General features: G+C 69.2%; 18 protein-coding genes and 1 tRNA gene. 4 read left to right on the top strand and 15 right to left on the bottom strand.

Annotated elements, in window-relative coordinates; translation table 11 throughout:
* Positions 1 to 3: 3 nt before the first annotated feature.
* Positions 4 to 1,461 carry a hypothetical protein gene (locus A5655_RS00145; protein ID WP_067004293.1) on the bottom strand — a complete coding sequence of 486 codons (1,458 nt, stop codon included), beginning with the start codon at positions 1,459 to 1,461 and terminating at the stop codon, positions 4 to 6.
* Positions 1,462 to 1,554: 93 nt separating this feature from the next.
* On the opposite strand from A5655_RS00145, the gene A5655_RS00140 reads away from it, so the two are divergent.
* Positions 1,555 to 2,439, top strand: coding sequence for a PfkB family carbohydrate kinase (locus A5655_RS00140; RefSeq protein ID WP_067004291.1), 885 nt, complete (start codon positions 1,555 to 1,557; stop codon positions 2,437 to 2,439).
* 29 nt (positions 2,440 to 2,468) lie between these two features.
* Here A5655_RS00140 and A5655_RS00135 read toward each other — a convergent pair whose 3' ends face one another.
* The 6 genes from A5655_RS00135 to A5655_RS00110 form a co-directional block, all read right to left on the bottom strand.
* On the bottom strand, positions 2,469 to 3,440 hold the full coding sequence (locus A5655_RS00135) for an LLM class flavin-dependent oxidoreductase (RefSeq protein ID WP_067004289.1): 972 nt from the start codon (positions 3,438 to 3,440) through the stop codon (positions 2,469 to 2,471).
* A gap of 1 nt (position 3,441) precedes the next feature.
* On the bottom strand, positions 3,442 to 3,921 hold the full coding sequence (locus A5655_RS00130; protein WP_067004287.1) for a VOC family protein: 480 nt from the start codon (positions 3,919 to 3,921) through the stop codon (positions 3,442 to 3,444).
* 16 nt (positions 3,922 to 3,937) lie between these two features.
* The gene (locus tag A5655_RS00125; RefSeq protein ID WP_067004285.1) at positions 3,938 to 4,687 is read right to left on the bottom strand and encodes an SDR family NAD(P)-dependent oxidoreductase; all 750 of its coding nucleotides are present in this window, start codon (positions 4,685 to 4,687) and stop codon (positions 3,938 to 3,940) included.
* Entirely contained in the window at positions 4,684 to 5,922 is a 1,239-nt protein-coding gene (locus A5655_RS00120; protein WP_067004283.1) for an MBL fold metallo-hydrolase, read from the bottom strand. Before A5655_RS00120 ends, A5655_RS00125 begins: the two co-directional genes overlap by 4 nt.
* A gap of 14 nt (positions 5,923 to 5,936) precedes the next feature.
* Positions 5,937 to 7,202: a sulfotransferase gene (locus A5655_RS00115; RefSeq protein WP_067004281.1), complete on the bottom strand. Its 1,266-nt coding sequence runs from the start codon at positions 7,200 to 7,202 to the stop codon at positions 5,937 to 5,939.
* A 66-nt stretch (positions 7,203 to 7,268) separates the two neighbouring features.
* Positions 7,269 to 7,655 carry a DUF2237 family protein gene (locus A5655_RS00110; protein WP_067004279.1) on the bottom strand — a complete coding sequence of 129 codons (387 nt, stop codon included), beginning with the start codon at positions 7,653 to 7,655 and terminating at the stop codon, positions 7,269 to 7,271.
* A gap of 310 nt (positions 7,656 to 7,965) precedes the next feature.
* Here A5655_RS00110 and A5655_RS00105 point away from each other — a divergent pair, with 310 nt between their 5' ends.
* Together A5655_RS00105 and A5655_RS00100 are read left to right on the top strand one after the other, a co-directional pair.
* Entirely contained in the window at positions 7,966 to 8,352 is a 387-nt protein-coding gene (locus A5655_RS00105) for a hypothetical protein (protein WP_067004277.1), read from the top strand.
* A gap of 206 nt (positions 8,353 to 8,558) precedes the next feature.
* On the top strand, positions 8,559 to 9,719 hold the full coding sequence (locus tag A5655_RS00100; protein WP_067004275.1) for a cellulase family glycosylhydrolase: 1,161 nt from the start codon (positions 8,559 to 8,561) through the stop codon (positions 9,717 to 9,719).
* Between the two features lie 36 nt (positions 9,720 to 9,755).
* Here the strand turns inward: A5655_RS00100 and A5655_RS00095 are convergent.
* From A5655_RS00095 to A5655_RS00085, 3 genes are all read right to left on the bottom strand, one after another.
* Positions 9,756 to 9,845, bottom strand: a tRNA-Ser gene (locus A5655_RS00095).
* Between the two features lie 29 nt (positions 9,846 to 9,874).
* The gene (locus tag A5655_RS00090) at positions 9,875 to 10,333 is read right to left on the bottom strand and encodes a nucleoside deaminase (protein WP_067004417.1); all 459 of its coding nucleotides are present in this window, start codon (positions 10,331 to 10,333) and stop codon (positions 9,875 to 9,877) included.
* A gap of 53 nt (positions 10,334 to 10,386) precedes the next feature.
* Complete coding sequence (locus A5655_RS00085) at positions 10,387 to 10,908, bottom strand: tRNA adenosine deaminase-associated protein (RefSeq protein ID WP_067004273.1); 522 nt, start codon at positions 10,906 to 10,908, stop codon at positions 10,387 to 10,389.
* A 114-nt stretch (positions 10,909 to 11,022) separates the two neighbouring features.
* On the opposite strand from A5655_RS00085, the gene A5655_RS00080 reads away from it, so the two are divergent.
* Complete coding sequence (locus A5655_RS00080; protein WP_067004271.1) at positions 11,023 to 11,961, top strand: prephenate dehydrogenase; 939 nt, start codon at positions 11,023 to 11,025, stop codon at positions 11,959 to 11,961.
* On the opposite strand, the gene A5655_RS00075 is transcribed toward A5655_RS00080, so the two are convergent.
* Genes A5655_RS00075 through A5655_RS00055 form a run of 5 tightly spaced genes read right to left on the bottom strand, consistent with a single transcriptional unit; the run spans position 11,924 to position 16,001 of the window.
* Positions 11,924 to 12,523, bottom strand: coding sequence for a putative glycolipid-binding domain-containing protein (locus A5655_RS00075; RefSeq protein WP_082978392.1), 600 nt, complete (start codon positions 12,521 to 12,523; stop codon positions 11,924 to 11,926). The genes A5655_RS00080 and A5655_RS00075 overlap by 38 nt on opposite strands.
* 4 nt (positions 12,524 to 12,527) lie before the next feature.
* Positions 12,528 to 13,274 carry an ABC transporter permease gene (locus A5655_RS00070; RefSeq protein ID WP_067004268.1) on the bottom strand — a complete coding sequence of 249 codons (747 nt, stop codon included), beginning with the start codon at positions 13,272 to 13,274 and terminating at the stop codon, positions 12,528 to 12,530.
* On the bottom strand, positions 13,271 to 13,957 hold the full coding sequence (locus tag A5655_RS00065; RefSeq protein WP_067004266.1) for an ABC transporter permease: 687 nt from the start codon (positions 13,955 to 13,957) through the stop codon (positions 13,271 to 13,273). The genes A5655_RS00070 and A5655_RS00065 overlap by 4 nt, the downstream gene beginning before the upstream one ends.
* Positions 13,958 to 13,959: 2 nt before the next feature.
* Positions 13,960 to 15,051 (bottom strand): ABC transporter ATP-binding protein, encoded by a 1,092-nt coding sequence (locus A5655_RS00060; protein ID WP_067004264.1) that lies wholly within the window; start codon positions 15,049 to 15,051, stop codon positions 13,960 to 13,962.
* Entirely contained in the window at positions 15,048 to 16,001 is a 954-nt protein-coding gene (locus A5655_RS00055) for an ABC transporter substrate-binding protein (RefSeq protein WP_067004262.1), read from the bottom strand. Before A5655_RS00055 ends, A5655_RS00060 begins: the two co-directional genes overlap by 4 nt.
* Between the last annotated feature and the right edge of the window lie 124 nt (positions 16,002 to 16,125).

The raw sequence follows: 16,125 nt of genomic DNA, 5'->3' as shown, positions 1-16,125 counted from the left end.
GGGTCAGAAGCTGTCGTTGCCCCCACCGGAGTCGAACCCGCCGCCGAAATCGCTGCCGCCCGAATCGAACCCGCCGCCCGAATCGAATCCGCCGCCGGAGTCCCAACCGCCGCCGAATCCGACGTCGCCGCCGCCGGAGTACGAGTCGCCGCCGAAACCGGTGTCGCCGCCGCCCGAGTACTGGAAGTTGCCGTCGAACCCGACATCGCCCTGCTGGCTGTCGTAGCCGCTCTGGTAGCCGTCATAGCCCGAATTGGCCAGGGCCGAGTCCCGCCCATCCTCGAAGCCGCGGTCGTAGCTGCCGCCCCAGTGGTCGTCCAGCATGGCGTCGATCAGCAGGACGTCGGCGATGGCCCAGCCCCAGCCGGGGCCCCAGAACGCGTACGGGTAGTAGCCGGGGTAGAAGAACATCCCGTTGTAGTAGCCGCCGGGATAGTAGTTCGCGTAGCCGGGCTGCGGGGTGGTGCTGTAGTTGTTGTTGTTGATCGTCACGACCTGCCCGGTGTCCGGGTCCCGCGCCTGCACGGTGGCCTGCTTGCGGTCCTCGCGCGGCACCGAGGCCACCGCGTTCACGTTCGGGTATGCCGCCGGGTTCAGCTTGCGGTTGGCCTTGTCGACGGTGGACTGCACCGCCCGAAGGTGCGCCCGTGCCGCGGTGTAGTCCCCCGCCTGGTACGCCTTGCGGGCGTCGGACAGGCTGGAGTTGGCCTTCAACGCCTCGGCGCTGACGTCCGTGTCGGCGTTGGTGACCACCGCGCTATCGAGGTCCGCGACCTCGGATTCGGCGGCGATCAACTGTTCCTTGACCCGCTCTCGCGCCTCGGCGTCCTTGCGGCGCTTGCGGTTTCGGCTCACCGCCACCCAGATCGCCAGCCCAACGCCGACGAAGGTCAGCAACAACCACAACCAGGTCCAGCTGGTGTGCTTGGCCGTCCCGACGGGGGAGGTCGCTGCGGGGCCGCCCGACGTGACGCTCGCACCGGCCAGTTTGCCGACGAATTCGCTGGTCGCGCCGTAGGGGTCGTTGCGGTGCGCCCGCGCCGACTGGTCCAGGAAAGAGTTCACGCTGTCGGCGATCTGCCTCGGCACGTTGTAGGCCCGCACGTGGTAGCCCTTGGTATCGATCACCAGGATGACGCCGCTGAACCCGGGATCGCGGCCCACGATGACGTTATGGATGGCATCGGCCGTCGTCACGCCGGTCTGGTCGGGGGCCACCGCGGCCACCCAGAGCCGGGGTGCCGAGCTCCACGCCCAGCGACTGGTCAGGATCTGATCGTTCAGCCTGTCGGGATTCTGCAGGGGCGGCCTGGCCGCCGGGTCGGCCACCACATGGGTCTGCGCGTTGAACCTGTCCACCACCTGGTCGGTGTAGGCGTCGGCCCACGCCGACGGCGCGAGCAGCATCGCCAGCACCGAGATGAACGGGATGACGAAGATCCCGCCGAATCGTCGCGTCACTTTTCTCCTGACCTTGTCTTGTGCTGATCGAACCACACGGTCACACCTCGCCGCCCGGCGATTCACGGCGAGCTGAATGGGCACAGTAATGCCATGAGTGTTGTGGTGATCGGTCAAATCGGGCGCGATCTGGTGTTGCGCACGGACGGGCCGCCGTCGGCGAGTGAGGCCATCACCGTCCTGCGGCGCGACGAGCTGCTCGGCGGCAAGGGCGCCAATCAGGCGGTCGGCCTAACTCAGCTCGGCGTGCCGGTGGCGCTCGTCGGCGTGGTGGGCGACGATCCGGCCGGACGCGCGGTGCTGCAGCAAGCCCACGGTGACGGCATTGACGTCGGCGGTGTCGCGCAGCGCGGCGTGACGGCGCTGCTGATCGATATCGTCGGCCGGCCGCCGGAGCGCATGCTGCTCGAAGACGTGCCCGAGACGTCGCTGGTCCGGGTCGAGGACCTCGACCGGTGCGCCTCGCTGTGGGAGGCCGCCGACACCGTTTCCATTCAGCTGCAGCAGCCGGCCGACACCGCGCTGGAGGCGGCGCGGAGGGCGCGGCGGCGGGGGCTGCGGGTGGTCGCGGATGGCTTGCCGCCGCCCGATGTGCGCGACGATCTGCTCGCGATGGTCGACGTGCTGCGGGCCGACGCGACCGAGGCCGCACTGATCGCCGGCGCGGAGATCACCACCGTTGAGCACGCGGCGACGTTGGCCGGCGATCTGTTGACGCGCGGCCCCGGGCTGGTGGCGCTCGCCGTCCCGGACGTGGGCGACCTGCTGGTGTGGCAGGGCGAGCGCGAGCTGTTCGAGTTCGCGGACGTGGAGGTCGTCGATCCCACCGGCGCCGGCGACGCCTTCGTGGCCGGGCTCATCGCCGCGCTGCGTGACGGCGCGGGGCCGAGCCAGGCGGGCGGCCGCGCGGCGGCGGCCGCCAGCTCGACGGTGCAGCGCCTCGGCGGACGGCCCGACCTCACCGGCCTCGCTTCCTGACTGCGGCGACCCCTTATTCGGCCCGGCAATCAGGTGAGCGCGGGCAGGACCTTGTCGGTGAGCAGCTGGACCGACTTCCACGCTTCGTCGACGGGGATGCCGCCCACCAGCGGGTGCATGACCAGCGGCCCAAAGTCCTCGGCGTCGCGCACCTCGGCGACGAGCTGATCGGGCGTGAGGAACCGGTACCGCCCCGACGCCCTGACCTCGTCCAGGGTCTGAACGCCGGGCAGGTGCATGAGCGAGCGCTGCTCGGCCGACCAGCCGCCGTAAGTGACTGCCTCCCAAAGGATGTGGTCGCCGAGTTCCGCCCAGGCGCGATCCGGGTCCTCGTGCAGGAAGATCATCCCCCGGTTGATCGCCGCGGGCATCACGACGAGCGGCTTGAGGCCGACCTCGGCGCACAACTCGCGATAGTAGGCGTCGATGTCGGGCAGGTGGTCGGCGAGGCTGAGCGGAAGCCGGAAGCGGGCCGCCCGCCGCGCCGTCGCGCGCGAGCCGCCGCCGACGAACAGCGGCGGATGCGGCCGCGTCCAGGTGCCGGTGCAGATTCCCGCGTCCGCGCCCGCACCGGACCACACGCTCAGCATCCGCTCGACCAGGCCGTCCATCAGCTCGCCGCGGCGGCCGAAATCGACTCCGAGCGCGGCGTATTCGACCGTGCGATAGCCCAGGCCTACCGTGGTGAGCAGCCGGCCGCGGCTCATGTAGTCGACGAGCGCGATGTCTTCGGCGAGCCGCACGGGATTCCACAGCGGCCCCAGCGCGCAATCGACGCTGGCGAACAGCGTCGTGGTTCGGGCCAGGAACATCGACGCCGCCATGATCGGGTTGCAGCTCCAACCGTGCCCGGTCGCGTGATGCTCGTCGACGCTGATTGAGGTGATGCCGTGGGACTCGCCCCACTGCGCCAGCTCCAGCGCGGCGCCCAGCAGGGCACTCTGGGTGCGCGGATCGCCTTGCGGCGACGCGAAATTGAAGCGCAGCACGGTCAGCAGCACGTCATACCTCCTCCTGCCCCGCCATCGACTGCAGGAAGGCGGAGAAATCGGGGAAAAGCGCGCGGTCGACGATCTCGATCCGGGTGCCGGAAGCGTCCGTGAAGTAGGCGAACAGCGCAAGGTCGGACCCGGGCGTGTCCGCGGTCATCTCGAGGGTGAAGCCGTTGGCCTTCAACGCCCGGGCGCTCTCGGCCAAGTCATCGCTGAAGTAGCCGAGGTGGTGGACGGCGTTGCCCGGCGCTGCCGTCCACGGGCTGCCCGGTACCTCCTGCACGAGTTCGACGTGGGGGCTTTGCAAGGAGTAGACGATCGTCGAGGTCAACTCGCGGACGCCGGCGGCGGTGCGAAAGGGCAGTGTGTAGCTCATCGGATTGATCCACCGGTACCCGGCCATCGCGCTCAGCCTGGCCATCGCCGCGTCGAGGTCGGGCACGACGATTCCGGTGTGGTAGAGGTCTTCGGGCCGCAAAGCGAATGTCATTGTGAATCCTTGCTATTCAGATGCAGTCCGACGCACCGTCGACGACGAAGAGCGAGCCGCTGGTATAGCTGCTTTGCTCGGTGCACAAGAAGGCCACCGTCGGCGCGATTTCTCCGACGGACCCGAAGCGGTGCAACGGGATGTGGGCCAGCTCGGATTCGACCAGCTCGGCCGCGCCGTGCATGGGGGCGGTCATCGGGGTGTCGATCGTGCCCGGTGCCACCGCGTTCACCCGGATTCCCTTGCCCGCCCATTTCACCGCGAGATTGCGGGTGATGCAGACGATCCCGGCTTTGGCGGCGCCGTAGCCGGGGACCAGCGGGACGGCGCGCAGCGCGGACATCGACGCGAGGTTCACCACGCTGGCGCCCCCGGTCGCGGTCGACGACCTCAGCGCCCGGTACAACGCGACCGTGAGCCGGTACGGGCCGGTCAGATTCAGCGCGACCGACGCGTCGAACCCGTCGGGTTTCGACTCGTCAAGGCCGCCGGGGAAATTCGCGCCCGCGTTGTTCACCAGGACGTCGAGGCGCGCGAAGGCCTGCGCCAGCGCGTCCACCGATTCGGGATCGGTGATGCGCAACTGCCGATAGGTCATGCCCGACAGGTCCGTGTCGTAGTCCGCCGCCGAGGGTTTGGTTCCGGTGATGGTGACCTCGGCTCCGGCGTCGCGGAACAGCGTCGCGGTGGCATGGCCGATCCCGCTGGTGCCGCCGGTGACCAAGACCGCCGTCCCGGTGAAGTCGAAGCTCACCCGCGCCGTCATGAATTCCTCGCTAGTTGGTTTCGCAGCCAGGCGCTTTCCCAGAAGTTGGTGCTGTCGGCCAGCAGCGTCTCATGCGCCCTCGCCAACACGTCGCGGGCCCCGGCGTGCTCGTGGGGAACCAGCTCGGCGAGGTGGATGGCGTGCAGTGGCCGCCCCGCGTCGAGGTGCGCCCGCGCCCGGTCCACCAGGGCGTCGGCGCCGGCCAGCTCCACCACGTCGGCGGCGACGGCGTCGAAGCCGACCGGGTAGAGCTCGGTGGTCGACCGGTGATGGAACCAGCCGGAGTAGTTCTCCCACACGGCGCGCACGTCCCAATCGACCTTTCCGTAGCCTTGGCCCACTTCGCATTCCGGGGGCAAGGCGATCTCGCGCATCAGGGTGCGGACGTCCTTGCCCGCGTTCATCCCGGCCACCGTCTGGTCGTGGACGTGCTGGATCGCGTCGCGCAGGCGGGTCAATTCGGCGTTGATGCGCTGCCGCCCCGCGATCGGCTCGAAGTGACCGGTCACCAGGAGGTCGGGCTCCAGATCGCGCACTCGCTCGACCGACGCGATGGCGGTCAGGGCGTCGCGATACCGGTCGCCGCGCATTGTGACCAGGTTGGGAATGTGGCCGAATATCGGGCCGAAGGTGTTTCCACACAGGCAGATCCGCTCGTCCGGCAGCCACACCACCAGCGAGTCGGTGGTCTCACCGCCGGGCACCGCGATCAACTCCATGCGGCGGCCGCCGAGCTCCAGGGTCAGGGTGTCCTCGAAGTCGAGATCGACGGTCGGGACGCTCTGGGCGGCCAGCCGTTTCGTGCCGAGACGGCGCTGGATGTCTTGGATGCCCGACGCCAGCGTGTCCTTGAACGCGAAGGCGCTGCGGGCGGCGCGGTACGGGATCAGCCGTTCGTTGTCGTCGCGCCACGCGGTCCAGTTCGCCTGCGCGACAACGGTTGTGTTGGGGTCGCGGACGCTGTCCAGGCCGCCGACGTGGTCGACGTGGCCCTGCGTGAAGATGATGTAGCGCACCGGCGAGGGGTCGACGGCGTCGAAGTTGGCGCGGTGCACCGGCCCCTCGAAGCCCATGCCGGTGTTGACGATGACCCGCCCGTCGGCGGTGGTCAGCAGGTAGGCGTTCGACAGGCCCGGCGAGCACCACAGGCCCGGGGCTATCTGCTCTGCCGTGTCGGCCGAAGCCGGGCGTAGCGCGTCGGCGCCCGGCCTGCTGCGATAGACCGGTTCGAACATCGCTGTTGACTCCTTCATTCGGGACGGACGTCGAATCTGTCGAAGTAGAAGCCGAAGCGCCCGCGGAGTTCGTCGGGCGAGATGGCGAAGTGGCGTTGCAGCTCGTAGCGGACGCGGCCGTGCTTCCCGCGTGGATTGCCGTCCAGGTAGTTCTGCAAGCGACCGCGCACCTTGGGCGTCAGTTCGACTCCCCCGCGCTGGTAAAGCTGCTCCAGCAGCGGCATTTCGTTGCCGTTGAGGTGGTGGAAGCTAATGTCGATGCTGCGGTGGGCCGGGACCAGGTCGCGATCGCGCACGCACGCGCCGAGCAGCCGCTGCACGCGGTCGGTCCAGTAATCCAGCAGCCACTCGGGGTCGATGCTCGTTCGGCGCAGCCGGTCGGAGTAGGCCATCATCGTGATTGCCGACTGGACCACGGCGACGGGATCGCGGTGGGTGAAAGCCACCGTCGCGTCGGGGAAGGTCGCCATCAGCGGACCGAGCTGCTCGCAGTGCTGCGGGCTCTTCAGCACCCAGGTCCGCGGACCGCGCAGGAAGGTCAGCGCCTGCAGGACCTTCTTCATGTACGCGTAGTGCCGGGTCTGGTCGAGGCCCAGGTAGTAGTCGCGCCAATCCGGCACGCGCGCATGCCATTCCAGGACGTAGGCGGCCAGGTCGAGGTCGAGGAGTTCGACCTCCTCCTCGATCGCCTCGGGGAAGCGGTCGTGCATGGCGGCCACCACCGGGGCGCTGGCCATCAGCGCGTCGTGCTCGGCCTTGGCCCGCGCGTAGCGGGGGTCGACCCCGAAAATGTCGGGGCCTTGGCCGCGCGCGGGTATCGGTTCCTGGCTCTCCCAGTACGGCAGCGCGCGCCGGCGCGGGTCGGCGGCAATGAGGTTGACCAGATGCGTGGTTCCGGATCGCGGCATCCCGACCACGATGAAGGGCTTCTCGATCGCGATCGATTCGATTTCTGGATACCGCTTCACCAGTTCGGTCAGCGACAACCGGTTGCGCAGCAGGCGAACCACGCGTTGCCGCAGCGTGTTGCGAGTCAGCTGGGTCAGGCCTTCGTCGGCTTCGATCGCCGCCACGTGCGCGGTCAGCCGGTCGCCGAACCCGGCGGTGTCGTCGAGGTCGTCGGCACCCGCCTGCTCGACCGCGTCGGCCAGCATCGCATCGACATCGAAGTCGACGCGTTTGGCCTCGGTGAATTCCAGAATCTGGCGCTGGATGTCGGTCAGCCGGGGCGACGTCAGGTCGTCGAAATCGATGTCCTCCACGTCGACCGCATGACCCACGCGCCCGCCTCCTCGACATCGACTGCGTCGAAGTTACCGTGCGGCGTGCGGGCGCGTCAGGGAGCTCTACAGGTTGGCCAGGTCGTCGGGAACGTCGACCTTGTGTTCCTGCAGCGCCTCCAGGGGCACCACCTCGAGCGTGCGCTCGTGGGTGGACGCCAACACCACGGGCGCGGCGCACCCGTCGTTGTGGGCCCGGAGCCAGTTCAGGGCGGTGACGCACCAGCGGTCGCCGGGCAGCAGGCCGGGGAACCGGTGCTCGGGAACCGGCGTCAGCAAGTCGTTGCCGATGGAGCGCTGGTGTTCCAGGAACTCAGCGGTCATCACCGCGCACACCGTGTGCCGGCCGAGGTCTTCTTGGCCGGTCGAGCAACAGCCGTCGCGGTAGAAACCTGTCAGCGGGTCAGTGCCGCACGGTTCCAGCGGGCCGCCGAGCACGTTGCGATCAGGCACCGGTTAAGTATCGCGCTCCCGGGCGCAAAAGTTGTAGTCACTTTCGCCATCCGCGCGGGCTTTTTTCCGGGTGTCCGGCGAGCTGTGGACGGACGCGGCGGCGCGGCGTTGCATCCAGCCACTGTCGACGCCGAACCAGCCGGGGCCCCTTCGGCGACCCGGCCCGCGGCTGGCAGCAGCAGCCGGGCATCGCGTGGGCCGTCGTCGACGCGACCATGATGTTCACCGGCGGCGTTAAGGACAATTACGGGCGCAAGCCGCGTTAGTCATTCCATACGCGATCGGCCCCGCTGCGCGGTAGGTTCTGCGTGTGAAACTTTCCGGGGCTTTCCTGGCGGAAGCGGCCGCGACGGTCGACAACAAGCTCAACGTGCAAGGCGGCGTGCTGTCGAAATTCACGGTCGGGCCCGACCGGTATGCCCGATTTGTCCTCGTGGTGCTGACGCAGTCCGAAAGCGAGGATTCGGACCGGCGAGTCGACGTCGAGATCAAGCCCCCGACGCTCGACGCGGCGCAATACAAATGGTTCGACGCGCCGGAGGCCGCGGTCGGGGAATTTCCGGGGTTCGCCTTCTTCGAAATCGAGTCGCGGCTGCCCGTCGACGGCCGCTGGACGATCGAGGTCAGTTGCGGCGATTCGTCGGTTTCGCTGCCGCTTGTCGTGAACGGGTGGACACCGCCGTCCCTTGACATTTGAGCAAGCCCGTTTTCGCCCCGCGCGCAACGGCGTTGCACACCAAGGGAATCCGCCGCTCGTGGGCCGCCCGCCTGGCGTAGCCCGCGGCCGAGCACGCGAATGCCGGTAGGTCACAACAAGATAACAATTCGCGCTGCGCCGAGAAGCCGGCGCGACGCGCTGGCCAAATGCCGGGTACCGGGCCCCCGGAAATTTATCGTCTTTTTGTGCACCGTCGTACGGCCCTGAAGCTCCCATTGCTGCTGGCGGCGGGCACGGCCCTGGCCCATGCGCCTCGCGCCTCCGCGGACCCGGCGCCGCGCTCCTCCGGGGAGATAATCCGGTGGTCCCCCGACCGCGCGAACCGCTGGTATCAAGCGCAAGGATGGCTGGTCGGCGCGAACTACATCACGTCGAACGCCATCAATCAGCTCGAGATGTTCCAGCCGGGCACCTACGACCTTCGGCGCATCAACACCGAGCTGGGCTGGGCCCGGGCCTACGGCTTCAACAGCGTGCGGGTCTTCCTGCATGACCAGCTGTGGGCCCAGGACGCCCGGGGCTTTCACAACCGCCTCGCGCAGTTCGTCAGCGTCGCCGCGAGCCACGGCATCAGGCCACTGTTCGTGTTCTTCGACTCCTGCTGGGACCCGTTCCCCAAACTGGGGCCGCAGCGCGCGCCGCGGCCCGGCGTCCACAACTCGGGGTGGGTGCAGAGCCCCGGCGCGGAGCGCCTCGGCGACCCCGCCTACACCCAGGTCCTGCACGACTACGTGACGAGCGTTTTGACCCAATTCCGAAGCGACAACCGGGTTTTGGGATGGGACATGTGGAACGAGCCCGACAACCCCGCGCGCGTGTACGCCAAAGTCGAACGGAAGGACAAGCTGGAGCGGGTCGCGGAGCTGCTCCCCCAGGTGTTCCGTTGGGCCCGTGCGGTCGATCCCAGCCAGCCGCTGACGAGCGGGGTTTGGCGTGGCGCCGATCAGGGCGAGCGCGCCGGCGCCAGCGCCATCAGCGACATCCAGCTGAACAACGCCGACGTGATCACCTTCCACTCCTACGCCGAGCCGGCGGGCTTCGAGGCGCGGGTCGCCGAACTCGCGCCGATGGGGCGGCCGATCATCTGCACCGAATACATGGCCCGTCCCCAGGGCAGCACGATCGAGTCGATCCTGCCCATCGCGAAGCGCCGCAACATCGGCGCGTTCAACTGGGGGCTGGTCGCCGGAAAGACCCAGACCTACTTCCCGTGGGACTCGTGGGATCACCCCTATGCGGCGCCGCCGAAGGTGTGGTTTCACGACCTGCTGCAACCCGATGGCCGGCCCTATCGCGACAGCGAATTTCAAACGGCCCGCAGCCTGGGCGGCGGCGGGCCCACGTAAAACGCCCTCCGAACTGCGCAAAGAGCCGGAGGGCTGTGGCGGTGGCGGAGGGATTTGAACCCTCGGACGGTTTTAGCCGTCACACGCTTTCGAGGCGTGCTCCTTAGGCCGCTCGGACACGCCACCGCCAGGCAGCTTACCGAACGCCTGGCCGCTCACCCCAATCGCTGGCGCGCGAAGAACGCCTCCAGCGGCGCGGCGCACTCCTGCGCGAGCACGCCGCCCCGCACCTCGGGGCGATGGTTGAGCCGACGGTCGCGGACCACGTCCCACAGCGACCCGACGGCTCCCGTCTTGGGTTCCCATGCCCCGAACACCAGCCGCGCGACGCGGGCCAGCACCAGCGCGCCGGCGCACATGGTGCACGGCTCGACGGTCACCGCGAGCGTGGCCCCCTCCAGCCGCCACCCGTCGCCGAGCGCGCCGGCCGCCGCCCGCATCGCCAGGATTTCCGCGTGCGCGGTCGGATCGCCAAGGGCCTCACGGGCATTCACCGCCCTGGCGAGCTCCGTCCCGTCGGCGCCGACGACCACCGCACCGATCGGCACGTCGCGGGGACCCGCCGTCGCGGCAACCTCCAGCGCGGTGCGGATCAGGTCTTCGTCTGCGATCACCGACCGGGCTTGATGGCGGCGACCCGCTTCGCCCGGCTCCGCCGCGCTCGCGATCACCGACCGAGGCGGTCGATCACCGCCGACAGCTGGTCGGCAAAGCCCATCTCGCGGGCAATGCGCCCCAGTTGCTCGTCGGCGTACAGGTCGGTCTCGTCGAGGATGACGCCCAGCACCGCCTCGGGCAGCCCGACGTCGGAGAGCAACCCGAGATCGCCCTCCTCGAACGGGTCCGCGTCCTCGAGGTCCTCGGGATCGATGTCGGCGTCGAGATTGTCCAGCACCTCGGCGGCGATGTCGTAGTCCAGGGCGGCGGTGGCGTCCGAGAGCAGCAGCTGGGTCCCGGACGGGCCGGGGCGCACGATGACGAAGAATTCGTCGTCGACGTCGAGGAGCCCGAACACCGCGCCCGAGCTGCGCAGCTCGCGCAGCTCCGTCTCGGCGGTCTGCAGGCTCGTCAACGCCTTGGCGCCCATGGGGTAACAGCGCCACTGACCCTCTTCCCGCACGACCGCGACGCCGAAGCCGTCCGGTGTGTCCGCGGACGGGCCTTGCGCTGGCGCCCGCTGTGCTCCCATGGGCGCCTACGCTAGTCGCTGAGCAGGCCACCTGACCAGATGGAACACCGCCGCCCGCCAAAAGTATGCAAACCTAAGACGGTGGGCCGCCCTGTATCCAAGACCCCCGTCTGCGTGCTCGGACTGGGCCTGATCGGCGGCTCGATCATGCGGGCCGCCAACGCGGCCGGGCGCGACGTGTTCGGCTACAACCGATCGGTCGAGGGCGCGCACGCCGCCACCGCCGACGGCTTCGACGCCAGCACCGATCTCACCCAAACCCTGACCCGGGCGGCCGACACCGGCGCGCTGATCGTCCTTGCCGTGCCGATGCCGGCGTTGGCGGGCATGCTCGCCCACGTCGCCGAGCTGGCCCCCCACTGCCCGCTGACCGACGTCACCAGCGTCAAGAGCGCGGTGCTGAGCGAGGTTGCCGCGGCCGGCCTGCTGGAACGCTTCGTGGGCGGTCACCCGATGACGGGCACCGCCGACTCGGGCTGGGCCGCCGGATATGCCGGGCTGTTCACCAGGGCCCCGTGGGTGATCAGCGTCGACGACCACGTCGATCCGGGGGTCTGGTCGATGGTGATGACGCTGGCGCTGGACTGCGGCGCGCTGGTGGTACCGGCCAGGTCGGACGAGCACGACGCCGCGGCGGCCGCCATCTCGCATCTGCCCCACCTGCTCGCCGAGGCGCTGGCGGTCGCCGCCGGCGAGGTCCCGCTCGCGTTCGCGCTGGCGGCCGGCTCGTTCCGCGACGGCACCCGGGTGGCCGGCACCGCCCCGGACCTGGTCCGGGCGATGTGCGAGAGCAACGCCGAGCAGCTGCTGCCCGCCGTCGATCAGGTCATCGAGCTGCTGGGCCACGCCCGCGAGTCGCTGGCCAGCCACAACTCACTTGCGGACCTCATCGACGCGGGCCACGCCGCGCGAACCCGTTACGACAGCTTCCCGCGCTCCGACATCTTCACCGTCGTCATCGGCACGGAGAAGTGGCGCGAGGAACTGGCCGCCGCCGGCCGGGCCGGCGGGGTGATCAGATCCGCTCTGCCAAGCTTGGATAGTCCACTATGAACCCGTGCTCGTCGACGCTCACGGTGGTGTCGGCGACGGGTGAGCGCAACTTGATTCCGTCGAGCCGGCCCTCGCTGGTGTAGCTCACGGTCGCCGCGGTGACGGACATGTCGGGCACGTTCACGTAGACCATCGGCAGCGTGACCATGTCCGCCCGCTCGTGCAGCGCGAGTCGCCGGATCGGCAGCGCATTGAAGAACGGGCTGAACACCACGTCGACGTCGAGCGCGCCATTGAATCCGGCGCGCCGCTCGCCCTGGTGGTCGGTGATCAGCCACATGTTTTCCTCGTCGCGGGCGATGGAAAGCACGCGTTCGCGCTCGGCCAGCGTCACGGTCAGGCCGAGCCGCTTGGTGGCGCCGGTCTCGTCGGTCTGCAGGTCGTAGTAGGCGCCGAACGCCGGGTTGGTCGGGGTGGCGGCGGCCACGATGCGCCCGTTGGCCCTGATTCGCTTGTTGGACAGCTGGATTCGTACCGATTCCATGCGCGAGATGTCCTGTGCGCGCCAGGTCAACATCGCCTGCCATACGCGCCGGGCGGGGTCGGAGGGGGCTGCGTTCACGCCTCTACCGTAAAACTTGTCCACCGACGACGGCAGCTTTGTCCGGAAGTGCGGTGGGCGTCACGTGGTCGCGCGGGCGGATGCGCCCGCGTAACCGGCCGGTGCCGGGCGCCGACGCCCACACCGCGAGCGCCAACAGGCCGTCCAGGATCAGCGCCAACGCGGCCACCATCAGCGCGCCGACCAGCGCGAGCTGGAACTGGCGTTCCTTGATCCCGTCGATCAGGTATCGGCCCAGGCCGCCGAGGCTGGCGTAGGCGGCGACGGTGGCGGTGGCGACCACTTGCAGGGTGGCGTTGCGCAGCCCGCCCAGGATCAGCGGCAGCGCGTTGGGGATCTCCGCGCGCAGCAGCACCTGCGCCTCCGTCATGCCCATCGCGCGGGCGGCGTCGACGACCGTGGGCTCGACGTTGGCGATGCCCGCATAGGTGCCGGCCAGCAGCGACGGCACGCCCAGCAGCATCAGGGCGACCAGTGGCGGCCCCAAGCCCAGCCCGAACAGCAGCACCCCCAACAGCAACACGCCCAGCGTCGGCAGGGCTCGCAGGCCGTTGACGGCGCCGACCACCAGGAGCGTGCCGCGGCCGGTGTGCCCGATGATCAACCCGATCGGAACGGCGATCAGCGCCGACGCGCCCACCGCGATCGCGGTGTACTCCAGATGCTCCAGAATGCGCGCCGCCAGCCCGACCGGACCGGTCCAGTTGTCCGCGGTCAGGAGGTAGTCGAGGGCCTGCTGCACGAAGTTCATCGCGCTCCGCCCACGACCGGGGCCACCACCGAGCGGCGGCGGGGCGTGCGCCCGGCCCGTTCCCACGGCGTGGCCAGCCGGCCCGCCAGGACGATGAGCGCGTCGATGGCGATCGCCAGCACGAACAGCGCGATGATGCCGGCGACGATCTGATCGCTCTTGTCGGTCTGGTACCCCTCGGTGAACCAGGTGCCCAGGCCGCCGATGCCGATCACCGAACCCACCGAGACCATCGCGATGTTGGTCACCACCACCACGCGCAGCCCGGCGACGAGCACCGGGATGGACAGCGGCAGTTCGACTCTCAGCATCCGCTTGATGGCGGGGTAACCGACGGCGGTGGCGGCGTCGCGCACCTGGGCCGGCACCGCGTCCAGCGCCTCGAGCACCGCCCGGACCAACAGCGCGGCGGTGTAGGCGGTCAGGGCCACCATGACGTTGGCCTCGTCGAGGATGCGGGTTCCGATGATCGTCGGCAACACCACGAACAGCGCCAGCGACGGGACGGTGAACACGACGCTGGCGGTCGCCGTCGTCAGCCGCCGGGCGATCGGCGCGCGCTGCACCAGCACGCCTAGCGGCACCGCGACGGCCAGCCCGATCACGACCGGCACCAACGACAGCCGCAGGTGGACCACGGTCAGGGCCCAGGCGTCGTCGAGATGGGTGAGCAGGTAGTGCATGCCTAGGCCCGTCGCCGGGCTTCAACCGCGGCCAGCACGTCGGCGGCCAGCACGCCGCCGATGAGCGTGCCGCCGCCGTCGACGGCCACACCCAGGCCCGACGGCGACGACAGCGCGGCGTCGAGGGCGTGGCTGAGGTTGCCGTCGGGGCGGAACACCGACCCGATGCCGCCCATGCTGTCGGACAACGACGCGCCCGCGCGGTGCTTGCGCAGGCCGTCGGCGTCGATCCAGCCCACTGGAGCGCCGGCCTCGTCGACCACCACCGCCCAGCCGCCCGGCAGCTCGGCCTCCGGGAGGGTGCCCTGGGTGATCCGCGCGATGTCGTGCAACGGCAACCCGTCCGCGTCCATGAGCTGCAACCATCGGTATCCGCGGCCGAGACCGATGAACCTGGCGACGAATTCGTTGGCCGGACGCGAGAGCAGCTGCGCGGGTTCGTCGTATTGCTGCAGCACGCCGTCCCTGAACACCGCGATCCGTTCGCCGAGTCGCAGCGCCTCGTCGATGTCGTGCGTGACGAACACGGTGGTCTTGTGCAATTCGCTTTGCAGACGCAGTATTTCGTTCTGCAGCTCGTGGCGCACCACCGGGTCGACGGCGGAGAACGGCTCGTCCATCAACAGAATCGGCGGATCCGCGGCGAGCGCGCGCGCCACGCCGACGCGCTGCTGTTCGCCGCCGGAGAGCTGCGCCGGGTAGCGGGTGGCGATCTTGGCGTCGAGCCCGACGCGCTCGAGCACCTCGTAGGCGGCCCTGCGGGCGTCCCGGCGCGGCCGGCCCTTGAGCACCGGAACCGTTGCCACGTTGTCGATCACGCGTTGGTGGGGCATCAGGCCCGCATGCTGGATGACGTAGCCGATCCCGAGGCGCAGCCGCACCGGGTTGACCGTCGAGACGTCGGCCCCGTTGACGGTTATCCTGCCCGAGGTCGGCTCGATCATCCGATTGATCATCCGCAGGGCCGTGGTCTTGCCGCTGCCCGAAGACCCCACGAATACCGTCAATTCGCCGTTGGGGACGACCAGGCTCAGCCGGTCGACGGCGGTCGTCCCGTCGGCGAATACCTTGCTGACATTGTCGAATACGATCACCGCGATTGGCCGATCGGGTGGTTGAAGCCGTTGTCGCGCACCCAGTTTCGCGCCGCCTGGTCGGGATCGATGCCGGCATTGCCCGACACCGCGGCGTTGAGGCCGGCCAGGCCGGCGGTGGTCAGCTTCGCCGAGACGGCGTCCAGCACATCCTTGAGGTGGTCCGATTTCTTTTGCGAATTCACCAGCGGCACAATGTTGCCGGCCAGGAAGTTGTGCTGCGGATCCTCGAGCGGCACCAGATGATTCTGCAGCATCGCCGGGGAGGTGCTGAAGATGTTGGCGGCCGTCACCTTGCCCTCCACCAGCGCGCGCACGGTCACCGCGCCGCCGCCGTCGTTGATCGCGACGAAGTTGCCCGGGGCGATGTTGAGTCCGTACTTCTGTCGCAGGCCCGGCAGCCCGGACGGGCGCGTCTCGAATGCCGAGGGCGCCCCGAAACGCACGTCCGGCGAGTGCGCCGCCAAATCGCCGATGGTCCGCAGGTTCCAGTCGCCGGCCGTGACGGCGGTGACGGTGACCGTGTCGGTGTCCGAAGCCGGCGACGGCGTCAGCACCGAGAGGTCACCGGGCAGCTTCTTGTAGAGCTCCAGCTCGACGTCGTCGAGCATGGTCGCGGTGGAGTCGGGGGCGAAGTACAACAACAGGTTGCCGATGTATTCGGGCACCAGGTCGATGGAATGATCCTTGAGCGCAGGCACATAGGTCTCCCTACTGCCGATACCCATCCGCCGCCCGATCTCGAAGCCATTGGCCTGCAACGCTTCCGCGTAGATCTCGGCGACGATCTCCGACTCGGGAAAGTCGCCGGAACCGACCACGATTGATTTTGGGCTGCGCATCTGCGCACCCAGCGGATCGGAATTGCTGCACGCGGCGATCAGGCATACCGTCGCCAGCCACGCTGCCGCCCGGACGGTCCCGCGGCGGACGCGCAGCGGCATCCTCATACCGCCGACACTAACGGCAGAACCGCCGCGGCGCCCCCGGTGGCGCGGGCGGTTTTGGGTGGATTTGTTTCAATCCGCGCAGGAAGGGACAAAGATGACACTATGAGCGGCCAACCCCCTGCCA

It is taken from the genome of Mycobacterium sp. 1081908.1 (genome assembly GCF_001673535.1).
GTDB lineage: Bacteria > Actinomycetota > Actinomycetes > Mycobacteriales > Mycobacteriaceae > Mycobacterium.
The sequence above is the reverse complement of the archived record's forward strand: the minus strand, read 5'-3'. Positions and strand labels throughout refer to the sequence as shown.